The organism is Soonwooa purpurea (genome assembly GCF_053891095.1).
The window spans coordinates 44,916-68,976 of sequence record NZ_JBSSMA010000008.1; the positions used below are offsets into that span (position 1 = coordinate 44,916).

Below are 24,061 nucleotides of genomic sequence, written 5' to 3' on the forward strand. Positions count from 1 at the left end.
TGTTTTTAAGGCGCTTTTAAGATTATAAGTGCTTTTTTGTCTCAAAAGAGATGAAATGAAACGGGTAAAATACCTTTTGTTTGTAGTCAGTACAACGCTGCTTGCTCAGCAAAACATGACAATTCGAGATTGCGAGGCTTCTTTCGAAAAGAATAATTTGCAATTGTTAGCGCAACAATATAATATTAGCATGAGCGATGCCGATATTATACAGGCCAAAATCTGGGAACTCCCACAAGCTAGCGTTCAGTTTAATGCTATAAATCCAGAGGATAAAAAGATTTTTGATGTTGGACGTTCCAAAGAGGCGCAAATTTCTCAACTTATTTATCTCGGTGGAAAGAAAAAGAACGAAATAGCTTTTGCAAAATCCAATAAAGAGCTTGCGCAATTGCAATTTACCCAACTTTTAGTTGATTTAAGAACTCAACTTCGAACCAATTTTTACAATCTTTATTTCGAAAAACTGAAGCTCGACAATATTACCAGGCATTTAGGTTATATGAATGATTTGCTTTCGGCTTATAAAATTCAGACTAAAAAAGGGAATATTTCTTTAAAAGACGAGGTTCGTTTACAAACTGAAGTCATACAATTAAGAAGTGATAAAGTTTCTAGCAACAATTCCATTTTAGAATATCAACAAAATTTAAAACTTTTAACGGGCATCACAGAAAATATAGATCCCGAAATTTCGGAAACCGAAGCGCAAAATTCCTTACTAGTAGAACCCATCGGCGATATTGAAGATCTAAAAAGAAAAGCACTTGAGTACAATGTCGACTACCTTTATAATCTAAAATTGATAGACAACGGAAGGTTATACGCACATTGGCAAAAATCATTGAACACACCTGATATTAACCTCGGTATGGCGTACAGTCAAAACGGAGGAACTTTCAAAAATGAAGTTGATATGGTGGTTGGGATGCCAATTCCGTTGTGGAAAAGCAATAAAGGGAATGTAGAAAAAGCAAAATTTGCCATAGAGCAACATCAAAAAAATGCAGAATTGCAAAAATTCTCTATTGAAAATCAAGTAGAATCTGCTTACCAAACCTGGAAGAATAACTACCAACAGTATTTTCAGTTGAGTATTCAGGATTTGGATGATTTAAACATGGTGTATAACGGTATGCTGAAAAATTTCAGAAATGGAAATGTTAGCCTGATCGATTTTACAGATTTTATGGACAGTTACCGAAAAACTATTCTCCAAGTTTATGAAATGAAGAAGCAGATCATCATTTCCAAAGAACAGCTCAACCAACTGGTACAAACTCAAATATTCTACTAAAAAATGAAATCAAATTACTTTTATATAATCTTTGCACTTTTAACTATATTTTCTTGTTCCCAAAAAGAAGAAGCCAAACCCGATAAAACCAAATCAAAAGGTTTTGAACTTAGCAATACTATGCTTCAAACAATGACTTTTGCTGATGTTGAGAAAAAATATGTTGAGGATGAGTTTAGTTTTTATGGAAAAATTAGCGCCGATAAAAATTCTTATATCGATGTTTACCCTTTGGTGGGTGGAAATGTATTGAGCGTAAATGTAGAACTCGGCGATTATGTGCATAAAGGTCAGGTCTTGGCAACCATTAGAAGTACGGAGTTGGCGGGAGTTCAACAGGATGTGAGTAACGCCAAAACAGATCTAGCGGTAGCCAGAAATAACCTTCGCGTGGCAAAAGAAATGTATGCAGGAAAATTAAATACCGAAAAAGACGTCATCGAAGCGCAAAGTCAAGTTACAAAAGCAGAAGATCAATTGCAGAGAGCATTAGCAGTAAGTACTGTTTACAATGTTAAAAAAGGAAATGTGTACAGTGTTCTCGCTCCAATTAACGGATATATAGTTCAAAAAAATATCAACAAAGATATGCAACTAAGAAGTGATCGCTCCGATAATATTTTCGATGTTGCTAATACTAAAAACGTTTGGGCAATTTTAAATGTTAATGAAGCCGATATCGATAAAATAAGTCTAGGTATGGAAGCTGAAGTTACAACCTTAACTTACCCCGACAAGGTTTTTTACGGAAAAATAGATAAAATTTTCAAAATCATAGATCCGCACACCAATGCCATGCAGGCGAGGCTAGTTTTGGATAACTCAAATGGACTTCTCGTTCCCGATAGTAAAGCTACCATAAAAGTTAAAAGACAAGAAAACAATCAATCTCTTACGGTGCCTTCCAATGCGGTAATTTTCGATGACAACAGAAATTTTGTAGTGGTTTTTAAATCACGAACAGATGTAAAAGTTCGAGAAATTAAAGTTTTAAAGCAAGTTGGAGAGGTTACTTATGTTTCCGAAGGCCTTCAAGAAGGTGAAAAAGTCATTACCACCAATCAATTGTTAATTTATAAATCTTTAACCAGTTAATTTTTTGAGTAATAAGACATGAATAAGTTTATTAAAAATATTATTGCATTTTCGCTCAAGAATAAAGTCTTCACCTTTATTTGGGTGGGTTTGTTAGCTGTTGCAGGATTCATAAGTTTTAAAAACATGCCCATTGAGGCATTTCCAGATGTTACCAATACTCAAATTGTCATTATCACCCAATGGAATGGCAGAAGTGCAGAGGAAGTTGAACGTTTTGTAACAACACCCATAGAACTTGCGATGAGTCCCGTTCAGAAGAAAACAAGTGTTCGAAGCACCACAATGTTCGGACTTTCAATCGTGAAAATATTGTTCGATGATGGTGTAGAAGATACTTTCGCAAGAAATCAAGTCAATAACCAACTTCGAACTGTCAATTTACCTGATGGTGCAGAACCAGAAGTTCAACCACCTTATGGTCCAACAGGCGAGATTTTTAGATATACTTTAGAAAGTAAAACTAAAGATTCTAGAGAGCTATTAACGATTCAGAATTGGATAGTTGATCGAGCTTTGCGTGGCGTTCCTGGTGTGGCAGATATTAATGTTTTTGGTGGACAAGATCGTATTTTCGAGTTGAGTATAGACCCGCGAAGATTAGATAAATACAACCTTACGCCACTACAAGTGTATGATGCGGTTACAAAAAGTAACCTCAATGTTGGTGGAGATGTTATCGAAAAAAACGGACAAGCCTATGTTGTTCGCGGAATTGGTTTATTAAAATCGATAAGCGACATCGGTAATATTACGATAGAAAATGATAACGGAAACCCTATTCTCGTAAAAAATGTTGCAGATGTTATAGAAAGCGCAATGCCTAGAGTAGGCCAGGCTTCATTAAATAATCAACCCGATGTTGTGGAAGGTATTGTCGTGATGAGAAAAGGAGAAAATCCCAGAGAAGTTCTTGTAGGTGTAAAAACAAAAATTAAAGAACTAAACGAAAAAATACTTCCAAAAGGTGTTAAGATGGTGACTTTCTATGACAGAGATACCTTAATGGATTTCACAACGCATACAGTGATGCACAATCTAATAGAAGGTATCGTTCTTGTAACCCTTATCGTTCTTATTTTTATGGCAGATTGGCGTACTACAGTTACGGTGTCCATCGTTATTCCACTGTCACTTCTTTTTGCATTTTTGTGTTTGAAGCTTGCGGGGATGAGTGCTAACTTACTATCTTTGGGCGCTGTAGATTTCGGAATTATCATCGATGGTGCCGTGGTTATGGTAGAAGGTATTTTTGTGATGCTGGACCATAAAGCCAAAAAATATGGTATGGAACGCTTCAACAAAATGGCCAAAGGCGGTTGGATTAAGCAAACCAGTACAGGATTAGGAAAATCAATTTTCTTTTCAAAACTTATTATCATTACTTCCCTGATTCCCATCTTCTCTTTTCAAAAGGTTGAAGGTAAAATGTTTTCGCCATTAGCGTTTACATTGGGCTTTGCATTGTTGGGTGCTCTTATTTTCACACTTACTTTAGTTCCTGTTCTCGCACATTTGTTATTGAATAAAAATGTAAAAGAAAAACATAACGTTTTTGTGAATTTTTGGGACAGAGTTGTTTTAAAAGGTTTCAATAGTGCCTTCAAGAATAAAAGAACGAGTTTAATTATAGCGATTTCCACTTTAGGTCTAAGCTTGTTTTCGGGTAAATTTTTGGGGACAGAATTTTTACCACAGCTTAATGAAGGTTCACTTTGGGTAACCGCCGAAATGCCGATGAGCACTTCTTTAAAAGAATCTTTGAAAATGGCTGATGAACTTAAAAAGGAAATTATGAGCTTCCCCGAAGTTACGGGAGTTCTTGCCCAAACGGGTAGAAGTAATGATGGTACAGATCCCAACGGTTTTGGTTTCGTGCAATTTGCTGTTGCTTTACAACCTCACGATGAATGGAAAAGGAAGATAACTTATGATGAACTCATCGAGGAAATAGACAAAAAACTAAGAAACTATCAGGGGATAACGTTCAATTATTCTCAACCTATTTCCGATAACGTTGCCGAAGCTGTGGCAGGTTTTAAAGCAGAAAACGGAATAAAAATCTACGGAGATAATCTACAAACGCTAGATGAGTTGGCAGAAAAAGTAATAACCAATATTAAAAATGTAGAAGGAGTAAAAGATGCCGGAATTATTAAAAATATTGGTCAACCAGAAGTAAGCGTAGTTTTGGATCGAGATAAAATGGCAGCTTACGGCGTAATGCCCGTAGATGCACAAGCTGTTTTAGAAATGGCTTTCGGAGGAAAAACGGCTTCAGAAATGTATGACGGTGAAAGAAAATTCCCTATTCGTTTAAGATATGCTCAAGAGTATAGAAAAGACGAAAACGATATTGCCGCTTTAATGGTTCCTACAGAAGACGGAACGAAAATTCCGCTTAAAGAAATTTCGAATATTGTAAAAGATAATGGTGCTGCCTTTATTTACAGAGACGATATAAAACGATATATAGGTATTAAGTTTTCCGTTAGAGATCGAGATTTAGGAAGTACAATTGCCGATGCTCAAAAACAAGTCGCAAAAATGAAAATGCCAGATGGATATTCCGTGGGCTGGACAGGGCAGTTCGAAAATCAAGAAAGAGCCACTCATCGTTTAGTACAGGTTGTTCCCATCAGCGTTTTAATGATTTTCTTTTTACTATTCATCCTTTTTGGTAATATGAAAGACGCTCTGCTAGTTCTTGCAAATGTTCCGTTTGCACTTATCGGCGCAATCATAGCCTTGCATGTCACAAGAACGAATTTTGGTATTTCGGCAGGAGTAGGGGTAATCGCCTTAATGGGGATTTGTATTCAGAATGGCGTAATCCTTATCACAGAATTTCATCAAAACATTAAAAAAGGCTTGCCTTTAGACAATTCTATTTATGAAGGAGTTAAAGTGAGAACCCGACCTGTAATTATGACAGCCTTGATGGCTTCCATAGGATTAATGCCAGCAGCACTTTCCACAGGTATTGGTTCAGAATCTCAGAAACCCTTGGCCATAGTAATTATAGGAGGATTAATTACCGCAACACTTTTAACATTATTGGTATTTCCAATTATATTTTGGTTGTTTTATAAAAGTCCAAAAACAACGTCTTTTAATTAATTTTGAAGTAATTAATAATAAGTTTTTGAAAATGGAATTTTTTTGTAAATTTGCATCTGAAAAATGAATAGGAAAAAATATTGAGGGATTTTTTTAAAAAAATATCAAAAAATATTTTGGTATTGAAAAAATTGCTATATTTGCACACCTAAAAATTGAATTGTAAATAATTAAATATTAAAGTCATGGCAAAGGAAACGTTTAATCGTAACAAACCACACTTGAACATTGGTACTATTGGTCACGTTGACCATGGTAAAACTACTTTAACTGCTGCGATCAGTAAAGTATTATCTGATAAAGGTCTTGCTGAGAAAAGAGATTTCTCTGCGATTGACTCTGCACCAGAAGAAAAAGAAAGAGGTATTACTATTAATACTTCACACATCGAATACGAAACTGAAAACCGTCACTACGCTCACGTAGACTGTCCAGGTCACGCCGATTATGTTAAGAACATGGTAACTGGTGCTGCTCAAATGGATGGTGCTATCTTGGTGTGTGCTGCAACAGATGGTCCTATGCCTCAAACAAGAGAGCATATCCTACTTTGTCGTCAGGTAAACGTTCCTAGAATCGTTGTATTCATGAACAAAGTTGACATGGTTGACGATGCTGAGCTTTTAGAGCTTGTTGAATTAGAATTAAGAGACTTATTGTCTTCTTACGAATATGATGGTGATAACTCTCCAGTTATCCAAGGTTCTGCTCTAGGTGCACTTAACGGTGAACCAAAATGGGTTGCAACTGTTGAAGAATTAATGGCTGCTGTTGATACTTGGATCGAGCAACCAGTAAGAGATCAAGATAAACCATTCTTGATGCCAATCGAAGATGTGTTCTCAATTACAGGTCGTGGTACTGTAGCTACAGGTAGAATTGAATCAGGTGTTATCAACACTGGTGATCCAGTTGATATCGTAGGTATGGGTGACGAAAAATTAACTTCTACAATTACAGGGGTTGAGATGTTCAGAAAAATCCTAGACAGAGGTGAAGCTGGTGATAACGTAGGTCTATTGTTGAGAGGTATTGAAAAAACTGACATCAAGAGAGGTATGGTAATCGCTAAGAAAGATTCAGTAACACCACACAAAAAATTCAAAGCAGAGGTTTATATCCTTTCTAAAGAAGAAGGTGGTCGTCACACGCCATTCCATAATAAATACCGTCCTCAGTTCTATGTAAGAACAACAGACGTTACAGGTGAGATCTTCTTGCCAGAAGGTGTAGAAATGGTAATGCCAGGTGATAACTTGACAATTACAGTAGAATTGTTACAACCAATCGCTCTTAACGTAGGTCTTAGATTTGCGATTAGAGAAGGTGGTAGAACAGTAGGTGCTGGGCAGGTAACTGAAATTATCGACTAATATCGAAAAATATATAAAAGTTCCGTAAGGAAGCTTACGGAACTTTTTAATCTACGGGCATCGTCCAATGGTAGGATACCGGTCTCCAAAACCGTTGATCAGGGTTCGAATCCTTGTGCCCGTGCTAATAAGAAAATTTTATGAGTTCACTAATCAGTTTTTTAAAAGGTTCTTACACAGAATTTAAAGATAAAGTTGAATGGCCAAAGTGGCCAGACTTGCAATCTTCTACGATTGTTGTTGCTATTGCAACAGTTATTTTATCTTTGTTTACATTCGGTGTTGACTCTTTGTTTAGTGTTACAATTAAGAATTTTGTGTCTTCTTTAATTAATATGTTTAACTAAATTTTCTGCAATGAGTGAGTTGAAATGGTACGTGCTAAAGGCGATCAGTGGGCAGGAAAACAAAGTTAAAAACTACATTGAAAACGAAATGAGACGCCTTAATATGGAGTCTTATGTGACGCAAGTAGTTATCCCTATGGAAAAAGTAATCCAGATAAGAAACGGTAAGAAAGTTCCGAAAGAAAGACCTTACTATCCTGGATATCTAATGGTGGAAGCTAATCTTATCGGTGAAGTTCCACACATTATTAAAAATATCCCAGGGGTTATATCGTTCTTAAGTTTGACAAAAGGCGGTGATCCAGTGCCAATGCGTAAATCTGAAGTTAACAGAATGCTAGGTAAAATGGATGAATTGTCAGAATTTGCTACAGATGTTGAAATTCCTTTTGTAGTTGGAGAAAGCGTAAAAGTTATTGATGGACCATTCAATGGTTTCAATGGAACAATAGAAAAAATTCTTGAAGACAAGAAAAAACTTGAAGTGTCAGTTATGATATTTGGTCGAAAAACACCAATGGAACTTAACTTCATGCAAGTTGAAAAAGTATAAGAAAAATACTCTTTATAGTTAAACCACCTTTTTAGAGTGGTTTTTTTATGCTTTAGTTTTTAGTATTCGATTTAATAAAAACTAAAGTTCTATTTCATATTAATATAAGCTTGGTTTTAATACTTAAATATTTGATTGAGATTAAACCCATGTAAAATAGGTGTTTTTTAATTAACAGTAAAAACTTATTGATTTTTAATAGGTTGTTATTTGTAGATTCAAAAATATTTTATAATTTTGCAAACCAAAATACCATCTTGTTATGTGAGATGATAGGTGGTATGAATAAATAATGCTTCCAAATTCATTAATTATTCAACAAAAAAAACAAATTTAAAATGGCTAAAAAAGTCTTTAAAATGGTTAAACTTCAGGTGAAAGGTGGCGCTGCTAACCCTTCTCCACCAGTAGGTCCAGCTTTGGGTTCTGCAGGGGTGAACATCATGGAGTTTTGTAAACAATTTAACGGAAGAACGCAGGACAAGCCAGGACAAGTTTTACCAGTTGTGATTACAGTTTACGAAGACAAATCTTTCGAATTCGTAATCAAAACACCTCCAGCAGCTATTCAGTTGATGGAAGCATCTAAGGTAAAAAAAGGTTCTGGAGAACCAAACAGAAACAAAGTAGGATCTGTATCTTGGGATCAAGTTAAAAAAATCGCTGAAGATAAAATGGCAGACCTTAACTGCTTTACTATGGATTCAGCTTTAAGTATGGTTGCAGGTACTGCAAGATCTATGGGATTGAAAGTAACAGGAACTAAACCAACAAACGCGTAAGAATTATGGCAACATTAACAAAAAAGCAAAAAGAAGCTTTAGCAAAAGTAGAAAAGAATAAAATTTATTCTTTAGAAGAAGGTTCTGCTTTAGTAAAAGAAGTAAACACTGCAAAGTTTGATGCTTCTGTAGATATCGCTGTAAGATTAGGCGTTGATCCAAGAAAAGCTAACCAAATGGTAAGAGGAGTTGTATCTCTTCCTCATGGTACAGGTAAGGATGTTAAAGTTCTTGCGCTTGTTACTCCAGATAAAGAAGCAGAAGCTAAAGAAGCTGGTGCAGACTACGTAGGTCTTGACGAATATTTACAAAAGATAAAAGATGGTTGGACAGATGTTGACGTTATCGTTACGATGCCAGCAGTTATGGGTAAATTAGGTCCATTAGGGCGTGTATTAGGACCAAGAGGTCTTATGCCAAACCCTAAATCTGGTACTGTTACTATGGAAGTTGGTAAAGCGGTTGCGGAAGTAAAAGCTGGTAAAATTGACTTCAAAGTTGATAAATATGGTATTATCCACGCTGCAATTGGTAAAGTGTCTTTCGATGCTGCTAAAATCAAAGAAAACGCACAGGAATTAATCCAAACTCTTATGAAGTTAAAGCCAACTGCGGCTAAAGGTACTTATGTTAAGTCTATCTACCTTTCTTCTACAATGAGTCCTGGTATTGCCATTGATACTAAATCTGTTAACTAAAATCTGAAAGACAATGACAAAAGAAGAAAAAGTATTAGTAATACAGGAAATTAAGGATTTGTTACAAGATGCAAAAGTAGTTTACGTAGCAGATCTAGAAGGATTAAATGCTGGTCAGGCTTCAGATTTCAGAAGACAGGCTTTCAAGCAAAATATCAAAGTAAAAGTTGTTAAAAATACACTTTTACAAAAAGCTATGGAGCAGATTGAAGGAGTAGATTATTCTGAAATGTTCCCAACTTTTGTTGGTAACTCAGTAGTAATGATCTCTGAGACGGCTAACGCTCCTGCAAAATTAATTCAAGGATTCAGAAAAAAAGCTGAAAAACCAGCTCTTAAATCTGCATTCCTACAAGAAACAATCTATGTTGGTGATAACAACCTAGATGCTCTTGCTAACATCAAGTCTAAGGAGGAGATGATTGGAGAAATCATTGGATTACTTCAATCTCCAATCCAAAGATTGGTTTCTGCATTACAAAACAAAGCAGAAGCTGCTACAGAAGAAGCGACTCCTGCAGTAGAAGAAGTAAAAGCAGAAGAAGCTCCAGCTACTGAAACGCCAGAAGCTAGCGCAGAATAATTAAACTCAAAACAATCAATAAAGTTCAACAAAAAAAACATTAATACAATGTCAGATTTAAAAAATTTAGCGGAAACGCTTGTTAACCTTACAGTAAAAGACGTAAACGAATTAGCAACTATCCTTAAAGATGAGTACGGTATCGAGCCTGCTGCTGCTGCAGTTGTTGTAGCTGCTGGTGGTGCTGGTGATGCTGCAGAAGAAAAAACTGAATTCGACGTAATCTTGAAATCAGCTGGTGCTTCTAAATTAGCAGTTGTTAAATTAGTAAAAGATTTAACTGGGGCTGGTCTTAAAGAAGCTAAAGACATCGTAGATGGTGCTCCTTCTCCAATCAAAGAAGGTGTTTCTAAAGACGAAGCTGAAGCTCTTAAGAAGCAACTTGAAGAAGCTGGTGCTGAAGTAGAATTGAAATAATTCTGGTTTACACTAAATAATATGAATCCCGAGCTTTTGGTCGGGATTTTTTTTGTGCATTTTTCCGATAACATTTCTTTATCTTCGCATTTCTTTAGATTTCAAAATGACAAAACAGCAATACATTCATCAACTTTCACAGATTTCAGAAAAAAATATTCAGTCCACTTTGCAATTGCTTTCCGAGGATTGTACCATTCCATTTATTGCGCGATATCGTAAGGATAAAACAGGAAATTTGGATGAAGTTCAAATTGAGCAAATTGCTAAAACCTCAAAGCAGTTTGATGAATTGGTCAAAAGAAAAGAAAGTATTTTAAAATCTATTGAAGAACAAAATGCTTTGACTCCAGATTTGAAAGAAATAATTGAAAATTCTTTTGATTTGCAGTATTTGGAAGATTTGTATTTGCCGTTCAAAAAGAAGAAAAGTACAAAAGCTGATGTGGCGAGAAAAAAAGGCTTAGAACCCTTGGCGAAAATTATTATCGCTCAAAATGCCAACAATATTGAATCTATTGCTTCAAAATATATTAATTCTGAAATTTTCTCTGAAGAAGAAGCTTTGCAAGGCGCTCGAGATATTATTGCAGAATGGTTGAACGAGCATTTGTACATCAGGAAACAGCTTCGAAATCTTTTCCAACGCAAATCTGTGATAACTTCAAAAGTGGTGAAAGCAAAAAAAGAAGAGGAGTCGGCACAAAAATTCAATCAGTATTTTGATTGGGAAGAAAGTTTGTTCAAAATTCCTTCTCACCGTTTGTTAGCGATGTTAAGAGCGGAAACAGAAGGGTTTGTAAAAGTGAAAATTGAAATCGATAAAGAGGAAGCTCAAAATATTATCGAAAAATCTGTTATAAAATCAAAAAACGAGTGTTCTGAGCAAATTCAAGTTGCTGCCAAGGATTCATTCAAAAGACTTTTAGAACCTGCATTATCTAATGAAGTTTTACAGGAGGCTAAACTCAAAGCCGACATTAAAGCCATTGATGTTTTTTCTGAAAATCTTAAACAGCTTCTTTTGGCTTCTCCGCTCGGGGAAAAACGAATTTTAGCCATCGATCCAGGTTTTAAAACGGGTTGTAAAGTGGTTTGTTTGGACGAAAAAGGAGATTTATTGCACAATGAAAATATTTATCCTCATGCGCCGCAAAACGAGTCTGGAATGGCGATGAAAAAAATTCGTTCCATGGTAAATGCTTATAATATTGAAGCGATTTCTATCGGAAACGGAACGGCTTCCCGCGAAACAGAATTTTTCATCAAGAAAATTGCTTTTGATAAACCGATTCAGGTTTTTGTGGTTTCTGAGGCTGGGGCATCGGTGTATTCTGCGTCTAAAATTGCTCGTGATGAGTTCCCGAATTACGATGTTACGGTTCGTGGTGCAGTTTCTATTGGGAGAAGACTGTCGGATCCATTGGCCGAATTGGTGAAAATTGATGCTAAATCTATTGGAGTAGGGCAATATCAGCATGATGTGGATCAAAGTTTATTGAAAGAAGAATTAGATTCTACGGTTACGAAATGCGTGAATTCTGTTGGGGTAAACTTAAATACGGCAAGTAAATCACTGTTAAGTTATGTTTCTGGAATTGGTGAAAAAATGGCTGAAAACATCGTGAATTTTAGAAGCGAAAATGGAGCATTTACATCAAGGAAAGATTTGAAGAAAGTTCCTCGTTTAGGAGAAAAAGCCTTTCAGCAAGCGGCTGGTTTTTTAAGAATTCGCGATGCTAAAAATCCTTTGGATAATTCTTCGGTTCATCCTGAAGCCTATTCTGTTGTGGAAAAAATGGCTAAAGATTTAAAAATTCCTTTGGAAGATTTAATTTCCAATAAAGACAAAATTGCTCAAATTCAACCTGAAAAATATATTTCCGAAAATGTGGGTGTTTTGGTGATTCAGGATATTTTAAAAGAATTAGAAAAGCCAGGTTTAGACCCTAGAAAAGCAGCAAAAGTTTTTGAATTTGATAGCAATATCCGAAAATTAAGCGATGTGAAAATCGGAATGATTCTTCCTGGAATAGTCAATAATATCACGGCTTTCGGGTGTTTCGTGGATATCGGAATTAAAGAAAGTGGACTGGTTCATATTTCTCAACTCAAAGAAGGTTTCGTTTCGGATGTTAATGAAGTGGTGAAGTTGCATCAACACGTTCAGGTAAAAGTGGTAGAAATAGATGAACAACGAAAAAGAATTCAGCTGAGCATGATTTTATAATATTTTAAGAGTTATTTAAAACATTAATGTTTATTGTTTATAAAATATCTTTGGATGTTTCATTATTAAAAGTATATTTGAATGATTTTTTATTTTGTATCATATATAATAAAAAGTTAAATCTATTAAGTCCTTGCAATTCAATTCAAAAAGATGTATCTTTGCACCTCATTTTGGGCTTAAAAAATAAATTTATTTAGTGACAATTTTTTGTAAAACTCTTGTGTCTTCGGTTACAAGGGATTTTGTCGTTTTTATAAGTTTTTATTTAGTTCCCAAAATTTAATTAGAAAAGAATATTTTGCATTACGCTGTGAAAAGATATACCAGCGTTGCTTAAGGATTTGAAATTAGAAATTAGAAATTAGAAATTAGACCAATTCTGATAGCCCAAAATCATGAGTCTTTTTCTTTTTCTTCTTGTTCTTAACTTCTCATTTCCAATATTTTTGAGATAAACAAAATATTTTTTAACCACTTTTTCTTGTAATTTTATGAGTAAAACACAGGCAAATTCAAAAATTAAAGGGACCGAAAGAATCAACTTTTCTTTAGCGAAAGGTAAGATTGTTACGCCTGACTTTTTGGATATCCAAATCCAGTCTTTCAAGGATTTTTTCCAGCTAGACACGCTTCCTGAACAACGTCTTAATGAATCACTTTATGGTACGTTCCAGGAAAATTTCCCAATTACAGACTCTAGAAACCAATTCGTTTTAGAGTTCTTAGACTATTTAGTGGATTCTCCACGTTATTCTATCGACGAGTGCGTTGAGAGAGGTTTGACGTATAGCGTTCCGTTAAAAGCTAGATTGAAATTGTATTGTACAGATCCAGAACACGAGGATTTCCAAACGGTTGTACAAGACGTTTATCTAGGACCAGTGCCTTATATGACGCCTTCAGGATCTTTCATTATTAATGGTGCTGAGCGTGTTATTGTAACGCAATTGCACAGATCTCCAGGTGTATTCTTTGGTCAAACTTACCACGCGAACGGTACGAAGTTGTATTATTCAAGAATTATCCCTTTCAAAGGATCTTGGATGGAGTTTACAACCGATATCAACAGCGTAATGTATGCGTATATCGACCGTAAGAAAAAGTTACCTTTAACAACTTTACTAAGAGCTATTGGTTACGAATCTGATAAAGAAATTCTTCAGATTTTCGATTTGGCAGAAGAGGTTAAAGTTAACAAAGCAAACCTTAAAAAAGTACAAGGTAGAACTTTGGCAGCGAGAGTTTTGAACACTTGGTTCGAGGATTTCGTAGACGAAGATACAGGTGAGGTTGTTTCTATCGAAAGAAATGAAATTATCTTAGACCGTGAGACTGTTCTAGAAAAAGAACATCTTGATATTATTTTGGAATCTGGCGTTAAGACCATCTTAATCCACAACGAAAATTCTAACGAATTCTCAATCATCCAAAATACATTACAAAAAGACCCAACTAACTCAGAGAAAGAAGCGGTTGAATATATCTACCGTCAACTTCGTAATGCAGATGCACCAGATGAGGAAACAGCAAGAGGAATTATTGAAAAATTATTCTTCTCAGAGCAACGTTATTCTCTAGGTGAAGTTGGTCGTTACAGATTGAACAAAAAATTAGGACTTAATATTGCTGAAGATATTCAGGTTTTAACAAAAGAAGATATCATCTCTATTGTTAAACACTTGATCGAGTTGGTTAACTCAAAAGCAGAAGTTGATGATATTGATCACTTATCTAACAGAAGAATTAAAACTGTTGGTGAGCAATTGTCAGGACAATTCGGTGTTGGTCTTTCAAGAATTGCAAGAACAATTAAAGAAAGAATGAACGTTCGTGATAATGAAATCTTTACACCGCTTGACCTTGTTAATGCTAAAACATTGACATCAGTTATCAATTCATTCTTTGGTACCAACCAGCTTTCTCAGTTCATGGACCAAACTAACCCACTTTCAGAAATCACGCACAAGCGTAGACTTTCTGCACTAGGGCCTGGTGGTTTATCAAGAGAAAGAGCCGGTTTCGAGGTTCGTGACGTTCACCATACGCACTATGGTCGTATTTGTCCTATCGAAACGCCAGAAGGACCAAACATTGGTTTGATCTCTTCATTAGGGATTTATGCGAAAATTAACCAATTAGGTTTCATAGAAACCCCTTATCGTAAAGTAGAAAACGGAAAAGTGGATCTTGATAGCGCTCCAATTTATCTTAATGCTGAAGATGAAGAAGATAAAGTAATTGCGCAGGCTAACGTAGATATGAAGGAGGATGGTGCTATCGCTACAGAAAGAGTTATTGCTCGTCTAGATGGTGACTATCCAGTTGTTGAGCCTCAGCAAGTTGATCTAATCGATGTGGCACCTAACCAGATTTCTGGTATTTCGGCTTCGTTAATTCCATTCTTGGAACATGATGATGCGAACCGTGCGCTGATGGGATCTAACATGATGCGTCAGGCTGTTCCACTTCTTAGAGCCCAAGCGCCAATCGTGGGTACAGGTCTAGAGAAGCAAGTTGCTAGAGATTCTAGAATCTTAATCAATGCGGAAGGTACAGGTGTTGTGGAGTATGTTGATGCTAACAAGATTACAATTAAATATGACAGAAACGAAGATCAAGATTTGGTATCTTTCGATTCTGGAACGAAATCATATAAATTAACTAAGTTTAGAAAAACCAACCAAAGTACAACCATTACTTTGAAGCCAATCGTAAGAGTCGGTGACGTCGTAGAGAAAGGTCAAGTTCTTTGTGAAGGCTACGCAACAGAAAATGGTGAATTAGCACTTGGTAGAAACTTGGTAGTTGCCTTCATGCCTTGGAAAGGTTACAACTTCGAGGATGCCATTGTTATTAATGAAAAAGTAGTTCGTGAGGACTGGTTTACGTCAATCCACGTTGATGAATATTCTCTTGAGGTTCGTGATACCAAATTAGGTATGGAAGAACTGACAGCAGATATCCCGAACGTTTCTGAAGAGGCTACTAAAGACCTTGACGAAAACGGTATGATCCGTATTGGTGCAGAAGTTAAGCCTGGTGACATTTTGATCGGTAAGATTACACCAAAAGGTGAGTCGGATCCTACACCAGAAGAAAAACTGCTTCGTGCCATCTTCGGTGATAAAGCTGGTGATGTTAAAGATGCTTCTCTTAAAGCAGATTCTTCTCTTAGAGGAGTTGTTATCAACAAGAAGTTGTTCGCTAGAAACATCAAAGACAAAAAGAAAAGATCTGAAGAGAAAATTAAACTTGAAGAAATCGAAAATACTTACAAAGCGAAATTCGATGATTTAAGAAATACATTAATCGAAAAACTTAACATTTTAGTATCAGGAAAAACATCTCAAGGTGTTAAAAATGACCTAGAAGAAGAAGTCATCGGTAAAGGTGTTAAATTCACTCAGAAGCTTTTAACAAGTGTTGAGGATTATGTTAACATTAGCGGTTCTGACTGGACAGTTGATGCTGACAAAAATGAATTAATCAAACAATTAATCCACAACTATAAAATTAAGTATAACGATATCCAAGGTGTGAAAAACAGAGAAAAATTCGCACTTTCTATCGGAGACGAGCTTCCTGCAGGTATCATGAAGTTGGCTAAAGTTTACATCGCTAAAAAGCGTAAACTTAATGTTGGTGATAAGATGGCAGGACGTCACGGTAACAAAGGTATCGTATCTAGAATCGTTCGTGAAGAAGATATGCCGTTCTTAGAAGACGGAACACCAGTAGATATCGTATTGAATCCACTTGGGGTACCTTCTCGTATGAACATCGGTCAGATCTATGAAACTGTATTAGGTTGGGCCGGTCAAAAGTTAGGATTGAAATTCGCGACGCCTATCTTCGATGGTGCAGAGCTTGATCAGATTACCGAGTACACAGAAAAAGCAGGACTTCCAGCTTATGGTAATACTTACCTATATGATGGTGGCACAGGTGATAGATTTACACAACCTGCAACAGTTGGGGTAATCTATATGTTGAAGCTGGGACACATGGTTGATGACAAGATGCACGCACGTTCTATCGGACCATACTCACTAATTACGCAACAGCCATTAGGAGGTAAAGCGCAATTCGGTGGTCAGCGTTTCGGAGAGATGGAGGTTTGGGCATTAGAAGCATTCGGTGCATCTAATATCCTTAGAGAAATCTTGACAGTTAAGTCGGATGACGTGATTGGTAGAGCGAAAACGTATGAAGCAATCGCGAAAGGAGAAGCAATGCCAGAACCAGGTATTCCGGAATCTTTCAACGTATTACTTCACGAATTGCAAGGTCTTGGATTAGACGTAAGACTTGAGGAATAAGTTCCATTTGAAATTAATTTATTTGAAATTTGAAATTCTGCTTGCAGATTTCAAACAAAAAATTCAAACCAAAAATTTATGAGGTATTAATCTCAAATTTCAAATGTCAAATCTCAAATTTAAAAACAATGTCAAATAAAAATAAATCAAGTAGATTTAATAAAATCACCATCGGTTTAGCTTCACCAGAATCTATTCTACAAGAATCGAGAGGGGAAGTTCTAAAACCAGAAACTATTAACTACAGAACACATAAGCCAGAAAGAGATGGTTTGTTTTGTGAAAAAATCTTCGGACCTGTAAAAGACTACGAATGTGCTTGTGGAAAATACAAACGTATCCGTTATAAAGGTATCGTTTGTGACCGTTGTGGAGTAGAAGTTACTGAGAAAAAAGTAAGACGTGAGCGTATCGGACATATCGGATTAGTTGTTCCAGTAGCTCATATTTGGTATTTCCGTTCTTTACCGAACAAAATAGGTTATTTATTAGGTATTCCGTCTAAGAAATTAGATATGATTATCTATTATGAAAGATATGTTGTTATTCAACAAGGTATTGCGAAGAAAGCAGACGGTTCAGACTTCGACGACAAAGAATTCCTAACAGAAGAAGAATATCTAGATGTTTTGGAAACACTTCCAATCGAGAACCAATATCTTGACGATTCTGACCCTAACAAATTTGTTGCTAAAATGGGTGCAGAAGCGGTTGAAGAATTGTTGAAAAGAATCGATCTTGACGCATTGTCTTTCGATCTTCGTCACAAAGCGCACAACGAAGGTTCAAAACAAAGAAGAACCGAAGCTCTTAAAAGATTAAATGTTGTTGAAGCCCTTAGAGGTGCTAATACAAGAATGATCAACCGTCCAGAGTGGATGGTAATGCGTGTACTTCCAGTTATACCACCAGAACTAAGACCATTAGTTCCGTTGGATGGTGGACGTTTTGCAACTTCAGATTTGAATGACCTTTACCGTCGTGTAATCATCAGAAACAATCGTCTTAAGAGATTATTGGAGATTAAAGCTCCTGAAGTAATCTTGAGAAACGAAAAGCGTATGCTTCAAGAATCTGTAGATTCATTATTCGATAACACAAGAAAATCTTCTGCTGTTAAATCGGAATCTAACAGACCATTGAAATCGCTTTCAGATTCATTGAAAGGTAAACAAGGTCGTTTCCGTCAAAACTTATTAGGTAAGCGTGTTGACTACTCAGCTCGTTCGGTAATTGTTGTAGGTCCAAGCCTTCAGTTACACGAGTGTGGTCTTCCAAAAGATATGGCAGCAGAACTTTACAAACCATTCATTATTAGAAAACTAATTGAAAGAGGTATTGTAAAAACTGTAAAATCTGCTAAAAGAATCATCGATAGAAAAGAGCCTGTAGTTTATGATATCCTAGAAAACGTAATGAAAGGTCACCCTGTTCTATTGAACCGTGCACCTACGCTTCACCGTTTGGGTATCCAAGCTTTCCAGCCTAAGATGATCGAAGGTAAAGCAATCCAACTTCACCCATTGGTAACAACGGCATTCAACGCCGATTTCGATGGTGACCAGATGGCGGTACACTTACCTTTAGGTCCAGAAGCAATTTTGGAAGCTCAGTTATTGATGTTAGGTTCTCAAAACATCCTAAACCCTGCGAATGGTTCTCCAATTACGGTACCTTCTCAGGACATGGTTTTGGGTCTTTACTTCATGACAAAACAATTAGACTCTACAGATACCATGAAAGTAAAAGGCGAAGGTCTTGCTTTCTATTCTCCAGAAGAAGTAGAAATCGCTTATGCAGAAGGACAAGTTTCTCTTAATGCTAAAGTAAGATGTCGTCTTCCTATTAAAGAAAATGGAGAATTGGTTACAAAACTTATCCCGACAACAGTAGGTAGAGTTTTGTTCAATCAAATTGTTCCTAAAGAAGTTGGTTATATCGATGAATTGTTGACTAAGAAATCTCTTAGAAATGTTATTGGTAGAATCCTTGCAGATACAGATTTCCCGACGACGGTTAAGTTCTTGGATGATATGAAAGACTTAGGTTATTCAAACGCATTCAAAGGAGGTCTTTCGTTCTCATTAGGGGATATCGTAGTTCCTGAAGAGAAGAAAACAATGATTGCTACGGCTATCGAATCTGTTGACGAAATTAAGGCTAACTATAACATGGGTCTTATTACCGATACAGAACGTTATAACCAAGTTATTGACGTTTGGACAAATACCAATGCGTCTTTAACAGAAATGATTATGAGCAGAATGAAAACCGACCAAGGTGGTTTCAACTCTGTATATATGATGCTTGACTCTGGTGCGAGGGGTTCTAAAGAACAGATTCGTCAGCTATCAGGGATGAGAGGTTTGATGGCAAAACCACAAAAAGCAGGTTCTGTTGGTGCCGAGATTATTGAAAACCCAATTATCGCGAACTTTAAAGAAGGCCTTTCGATTTTGGAATACTTTATCTCTACCCACGGTGCTCGTAAAGGTCTTGCGGATACCGCTCTTAAAACGGCCGATGCGGGTTACTTAACTCGTCGTTTGGTAGACGTTGCACAAGATGTTATCGTAACAGAAGAAGATTGTGGAACACTTAGAGGTACAGAAGTTACACCACTTAAGAAAAATGATGAAGTTGTTGAAAAGATTTCTGAAAGAATTTTAGGTAGAGTATCTCTTCATGATATTTATGATCCAGAGACTGATGAAGTTATCGCAGAAGCTGGTGAGTTGATTAACGAAGCATTAGCAAAAGCTATCGAAACTGCTGGTATTGAGTCTGTAGAAGTACGTTCTCCATTGACTTGTGAAGCCAAAAAAGGTATCTGTGCTAAATGTTACGGTAGAAACTTAGCAACAGGTAAGATGATTCACATGGGTGAAGCTGTTGGTGTTATTGCGGCGCAATCTATTGGTGAGCCTGGTACACAGTTAACCCTAAGAACTTTCCACCAAGGGGGTACTGCAGGTAACATTTCAGAGAATCCATCTATCGTAGCTAAGAGAGACGGTATTGTTGAAATGGACGAAGTTAGAACGATTCAATCGGAAGATGAAAACGGAAATATAGCAAACATCGTTGTATCACGTTCAACAGAATTCCGTTTGGTAATGGATAATGAAGCGCGTACGCCAATCATGGTAGCTAACATTCCTTACGGTTCATCTCTTGCAGTGAAACCAGGCGAGAAAGTTGCTAAAGGTACATTGATCGCTAAATGGGATCCATATAACGCCGTTATTATTGCAGAAACAGCAGGTAAAGTAGAATACGAAGATATTGTCCAAGGGGTTTCTTTCCAATTGGAAATCGATGAACAAACTGGTTTCGAAGAAAAAGTTATCTCTGAATCAAGAAACAAAAAAGCAGTACCAACGCTTAAAGTGGTAGACTCCAAAGGTGTTGAGCAAAAAGCATATAACCTTCCAGTAGGTGCCCACCTTATGGTTAACGATGGTGAAAAAATTAAGTCTGGTAAAGTCTTGGTTAAAATCCCAAGAAAATCTGCTAAAGCAGGGGATATCACAGGAGGTCTTCCAAGAGTTACCGAATTATTCGAAGCTCGTAATCCATCCAACCCAGCGGTTGTTACAGAAATCGATGGTGTAGTATCTTACGGTAAGATTAAGAGAGGTAACCGAGAATTGGTTGTAGAAGCCAAAACTGGTGAAATCAAGAAATACTTGGTGAAACTTTCTAATCAAATTTTGGTTCAGGAAAATGACTTCGTTACGGCAGGATCACCGTTGTCAGACGGATCTGTTACACCAGACGATATCCTTCACATCAAAGGACCAACTGCGGTACAAGAATACTTAGTAAACGAGATCCAAGAAGTTTACCGTTTACAAGGTGTAAAAATCGATGACAAACACTTCGAGATTATCGTTCGTCAGATGATGACAAAAGTATCAATCGTAGATGGTGGAGATACACAGTTCCTAGAAGCTGCACTTGAGCACAAATACGACTTCTTAGAAGAAAACAACAGAGTATTTGGTCTTAAAGTAGTTGTTGATGCTGGAGATTCTAAAGACTTGAAACCAGGTCAGATGATTACAGCAAGAGAACTTCGTGACGAAAATTCTAAGTTGAAGCGTGAAGACCTAGCTTTAGTACAAGTTAGAGAAGCACTTCCTGCAACAGCAACTCCAGTATTACAAGGTATTACAAGAGCAGCCTTACAGACGAAATCCTTCATGTCTGCAGCATCCTTCCAGGAAACGACGAAGGTACTTAACGAGGCAGCTGTGTCTGGTAAAGTAGACTTCTTAGGCGGTCTGAAAGAAAACGTTATCGTTGGTCACAGAATCCCTGCTGGTACAGGTCTTAAAGAGTATCAAAATGTTATCGTAGGTTCTACCAAAGAATTCGAAGATATTAACTAAATTCACTATTTGAAATTTGAGATTCGAAATTATTTTCCTATTTTCACCATCTCAAATTTCAAATTTTAAAAACAAAATAATTAAAAATGGACAACAATCAAAACCAAGATCCTAACAACATCAACATCCAATTGAACGAAATGATCGCTGCAGGCGTATATTGTAACCTTGCACTAGTTAACCATTCGCCATCAGAGTTCGTTGTAGACTTCATTCAATTAATGCCAGGTGTACAACAAGCTAACGTAAGATCAAGAGTTATCCTTGCACCTCTTCACGCTAAGAGAGTATTGGCTGCTCTTCAACAAAACGTAGCTAACTACGAGCAACAATTTGGAGAAATCAAAGAAGTTGAGCCTTTCGTATTAGGAGGTAACAACGTACAAGCTTAAGATTTTTCTTAACATACGCAAAGTCCTGACTCTTAGTAGAGTCAGGACTTTTTTATTTTAGGCGTGCCGCTACGGAGACTTGTTAACGCGCTCACTTCGTTCGCGCGCAACGCGTCACCTTGCGTCGGTCTTCGCGCAGTCGCTGTTTTTATGAGGTGTCAGCGGAGCTCCGCTCCGCTGACACCTCAAAAAAACGAGCTCCAACAATGCGCTTCGCCCTCACGCATATAGTAAGAGATTAAGACAATCAAAAGAAAAAAAACTCACATACATGAAGCTTCTATAAGTTTTAATCTTTTATTTTAGACCTGAATTTTCGTTGATAATCATCCCATTGCTGACGCGTCTTTATATTTTTATAATTCTGCGAGGTAATCATGGAGAAATAAGGCTCAACATCTTTTGCAGACAAAGCGCCCATAAGACTGATAATTGGCGAAGATTGTTCATCCAAAAATATTAATGCGGGCACTTTAGAAATGTTCATATACTTTGCAAAGGGATGGAGAGTAGATTTCAGACTATCTTTCCATTCGAAGATACGACCATGGAAGTTGACTTTTTCTTTGCTATCTGTAAAAAATTTGACAGGATAAAAGTTTTCAGAAATAATTTTAGCAATAATAGGATTTTCAAAAGTTTGGTTTTCCATCTTTTGACAAGTATCACAATTGCTCTCTGTAAAAGAGATGAAGATTTTTTTCGGGACTTTTTTTTGAGCTTCTAAAGCTTCGCCAATTGTCATCCAATGTACTTGTGCAAAGGAAAAGTTAGACATTAGTATAAAAAGTACTTGGAAAAAAATCTTCATCATCTGTATAGGTTTTATGAAGAAATAGAAAAATATTATTTCACTTCTTGCATTAATTTTTTAATAAGAGGAGATATCAAAATTAATACCACACCAGCAATTAACGCATAGACACCCAATTGTTTGTAACCATCTGTATAAGTTAATAATGATTCTGCTGCGCCTGCATTTTCTCTTGCTTCAGCCATATTGGCACCAATTAGTCCTGCAACATATTGTCCATAAGCAGAGGCTAAAAACCACATTCCCATCATAATTCCTTGAAGTTTTGCAGGTGAAAGTTTGGTCATAATGGATAAACCAATGGGTGATAAGCAGAGCTCACCAATGGTGATAACAAGCAAAGCTGTTGTGAAAATATCTAAAGACGACACGCCGTCTGTTGCAAAAAATCGTGTTGCAAACAAAACATAATAACCCAAGCCTAGAAAGATAAATCCTAAACCAAATTTAATAATCGTATTGGGTTCTAATTTTCGTTTTCCTAACCAAATCCATAACAATCCAAATAAAGGTGCTAAAAGAATAATGAAAAATGCGCCTCCAGAGTTATTGACGCCGTTGGGATCAACTGTTAATCCTAATAAAGAATCATTTAGATTCTTTGCGGCAAAGATGCTTAGTGAGCCTCCACTTTGTTCATAGATTCCCCAAAAAACAATCGAGAAAATAATGAATACCAAAGCAGCAATCAGTTTTTTACGTTCTGCAACCGAAACTTTTGACATCTCGTAGAATAAATAGACTAAAGTTGCTGGACCAATGATGTACATGAAATAATCGGTGTATTCTGTTTTAGAAACCATCACTTGGATTAACGGAATCAAAAGCAATGTGCCCGCATACACCGCGTATTCTGCCCATTTTGGAAGAGCTTTGGCTTTTACAATCGCTTCTGGATGTCCAGGCTGTAGGCCAATAGGTCCTAAAGATTTTTTAGTAAAATGAAAATTAATAAGACTTACCAACATCCCCACAGCTGCCAACCCGAATGCGACATTCCAACGATGTGCCTCATCAATAACTGAAGAAAGCATGTATCCTTTACCAATGGCAACACAAATGTAACCTCCTAAAAATGCTCCTAGATTAATCCCTGCATAAAACAGAGAGAATCCTGCATCGGTTCTGTTATCGCCTTCTTTGTAAAGCTCGCCGACCATAGTGGAAATATTAGGTTTGAAAAAGCCTGTTCCAATAATGATAAAGGCTAAACCGAAATAAAAGAAATCGTGCGGATCTGTTGCCAACAAGCCACTTCCGACAATCATTAATAATCCACCCCAGAAAAGTGATTTTCGGAAACCTAAAATTTTATCAGCGAAAAGTCCTCCAATAAAAGTAAAAGCATACACAAATGCCTGTGTTGCACCGTATTGTAAATTGGCTTCTTTTTCCTGAAAGTTAAGTTGATGAATCATGAAAAACACCAGCATTCCACGCATTCCGTAGAAGCAAAAACGTTCCCACATTTCAGAGAAAAATAAACTCCAAATTTGTTTGGGATACTTTCCTTTAAAATCTTGTATTTGTTCTAATGTGTACATAAAATAAGAAGCTGCTTCTACTAATGAAACAGCTTCGCTAATGTATAAAAAAACCTCTGAAATGTCAGAGGTTTTATTGTTTTATTTGAGTGGATACTCA

The 24,061-nt window shown here is 36.6% G+C and carries 16 protein-coding genes and 1 tRNA gene; 15 read left to right on the top strand and 2 right to left on the bottom strand.

Annotated features, from left to right (window positions below):
* Positions 1-55 precede the first annotated feature (55 nt).
* The 15 genes from ACVFVN_RS08975 (at position 56) to ACVFVN_RS09045 (ending at position 21,603) form a co-directional block, all read left to right on the top strand.
* Positions 56-1,297: a TolC family protein gene (locus tag ACVFVN_RS08975; RefSeq protein ID WP_456234989.1), complete on the top strand. Its 1,242-nt coding sequence runs from the start codon at positions 56-58 to the stop codon at positions 1,295-1,297.
* A gap of 3 nt (positions 1,298-1,300) precedes the next feature.
* On the top strand, positions 1,301-2,392 hold the full coding sequence (locus ACVFVN_RS08980) for an efflux RND transporter periplasmic adaptor subunit (RefSeq protein ID WP_456234990.1): 1,092 nt from the start codon (positions 1,301-1,303) through the stop codon (positions 2,390-2,392).
* Between the two features lie 18 nt (positions 2,393-2,410).
* Positions 2,411-5,512 (top strand): efflux RND transporter permease subunit, encoded by a 3,102-nt coding sequence (locus tag ACVFVN_RS08985; protein WP_456234991.1) that lies wholly within the window; start codon positions 2,411-2,413, stop codon positions 5,510-5,512.
* Between the two features lie 185 nt (positions 5,513-5,697).
* Positions 5,698-6,885: an elongation factor Tu gene (gene tuf / locus ACVFVN_RS08990; protein WP_165133595.1), complete on the top strand. Its 1,188-nt coding sequence runs from the start codon at positions 5,698-5,700 to the stop codon at positions 6,883-6,885.
* Positions 6,886-6,938: 53 nt separating this feature from the next.
* Positions 6,939-7,009, top strand: a tRNA-Trp gene (locus tag ACVFVN_RS08995).
* Positions 7,010-7,025: 16 nt separating this feature from the next.
* On the top strand, positions 7,026-7,232 hold the full coding sequence (gene secE / locus ACVFVN_RS09000; RefSeq protein WP_165133592.1) for a preprotein translocase subunit SecE: 207 nt from the start codon (positions 7,026-7,028) through the stop codon (positions 7,230-7,232).
* Positions 7,233-7,242: 10 nt separating this feature from the next.
* Positions 7,243-7,785: a transcription termination/antitermination protein NusG gene (nusG, locus tag ACVFVN_RS09005; protein ID WP_165133589.1), complete on the top strand. Its 543-nt coding sequence runs from the start codon at positions 7,243-7,245 to the stop codon at positions 7,783-7,785.
* A gap of 338 nt (positions 7,786-8,123) precedes the next feature.
* Positions 8,124-8,567, top strand: coding sequence for a 50S ribosomal protein L11 (gene rplK / locus ACVFVN_RS09010; RefSeq protein WP_165133586.1), 444 nt, complete (start codon positions 8,124-8,126; stop codon positions 8,565-8,567).
* A gap of 5 nt (positions 8,568-8,572) precedes the next feature.
* On the top strand, positions 8,573-9,265 hold the full coding sequence (rplA, locus tag ACVFVN_RS09015; RefSeq protein ID WP_165133583.1) for a 50S ribosomal protein L1: 693 nt from the start codon (positions 8,573-8,575) through the stop codon (positions 9,263-9,265).
* 13 nt (positions 9,266-9,278) lie between these two features.
* Entirely contained in the window at positions 9,279-9,848 is a 570-nt protein-coding gene (rplJ, locus tag ACVFVN_RS09020; protein WP_456234992.1) for a 50S ribosomal protein L10, read from the top strand.
* 48 nt (positions 9,849-9,896) lie between these two features.
* A complete protein-coding gene (rplL, locus tag ACVFVN_RS09025; RefSeq protein ID WP_079667294.1) occupies positions 9,897-10,265 on the top strand; it encodes a 50S ribosomal protein L7/L12 in 369 nt (122 codons plus the stop codon).
* A 106-nt stretch (positions 10,266-10,371) separates the two neighbouring features.
* Positions 10,372-12,495: a Tex family protein gene (locus ACVFVN_RS09030; protein ID WP_456234993.1), complete on the top strand. Its 2,124-nt coding sequence runs from the start codon at positions 10,372-10,374 to the stop codon at positions 12,493-12,495.
* 494 nt (positions 12,496-12,989) lie between these two features.
* Positions 12,990-16,817 carry a DNA-directed RNA polymerase subunit beta gene (rpoB, locus tag ACVFVN_RS09035; protein ID WP_456234994.1) on the top strand — a complete coding sequence of 1,276 codons (3,828 nt, stop codon included), beginning with the start codon at positions 12,990-12,992 and terminating at the stop codon, positions 16,815-16,817.
* A gap of 128 nt (positions 16,818-16,945) precedes the next feature.
* On the top strand, positions 16,946-21,211 hold the full coding sequence (gene rpoC, locus ACVFVN_RS09040) for a DNA-directed RNA polymerase subunit beta' (protein ID WP_165133571.1): 4,266 nt from the start codon (positions 16,946-16,948) through the stop codon (positions 21,209-21,211).
* Between the two features lie 86 nt (positions 21,212-21,297).
* Positions 21,298-21,603 (top strand): DUF3467 domain-containing protein, encoded by a 306-nt coding sequence (locus ACVFVN_RS09045; RefSeq protein ID WP_165133568.1) that lies wholly within the window; start codon positions 21,298-21,300, stop codon positions 21,601-21,603.
* A gap of 289 nt (positions 21,604-21,892) precedes the next feature.
* On the opposite strand, the gene ACVFVN_RS09050 is transcribed toward ACVFVN_RS09045, so the two are convergent.
* Both ACVFVN_RS09050 and ACVFVN_RS09055 read right to left on the bottom strand, forming a co-directional pair.
* Positions 21,893-22,417, bottom strand: coding sequence for a thioredoxin family protein (locus tag ACVFVN_RS09050; RefSeq protein ID WP_456234995.1), 525 nt, complete (start codon positions 22,415-22,417; stop codon positions 21,893-21,895).
* Between the two features lie 32 nt (positions 22,418-22,449).
* Positions 22,450-23,961 carry a peptide MFS transporter gene (locus tag ACVFVN_RS09055; protein WP_456234996.1) on the bottom strand — a complete coding sequence of 504 codons (1,512 nt, stop codon included), beginning with the start codon at positions 23,959-23,961 and terminating at the stop codon, positions 22,450-22,452.
* Positions 23,962-24,061: the final 100 nt, after the last annotated feature.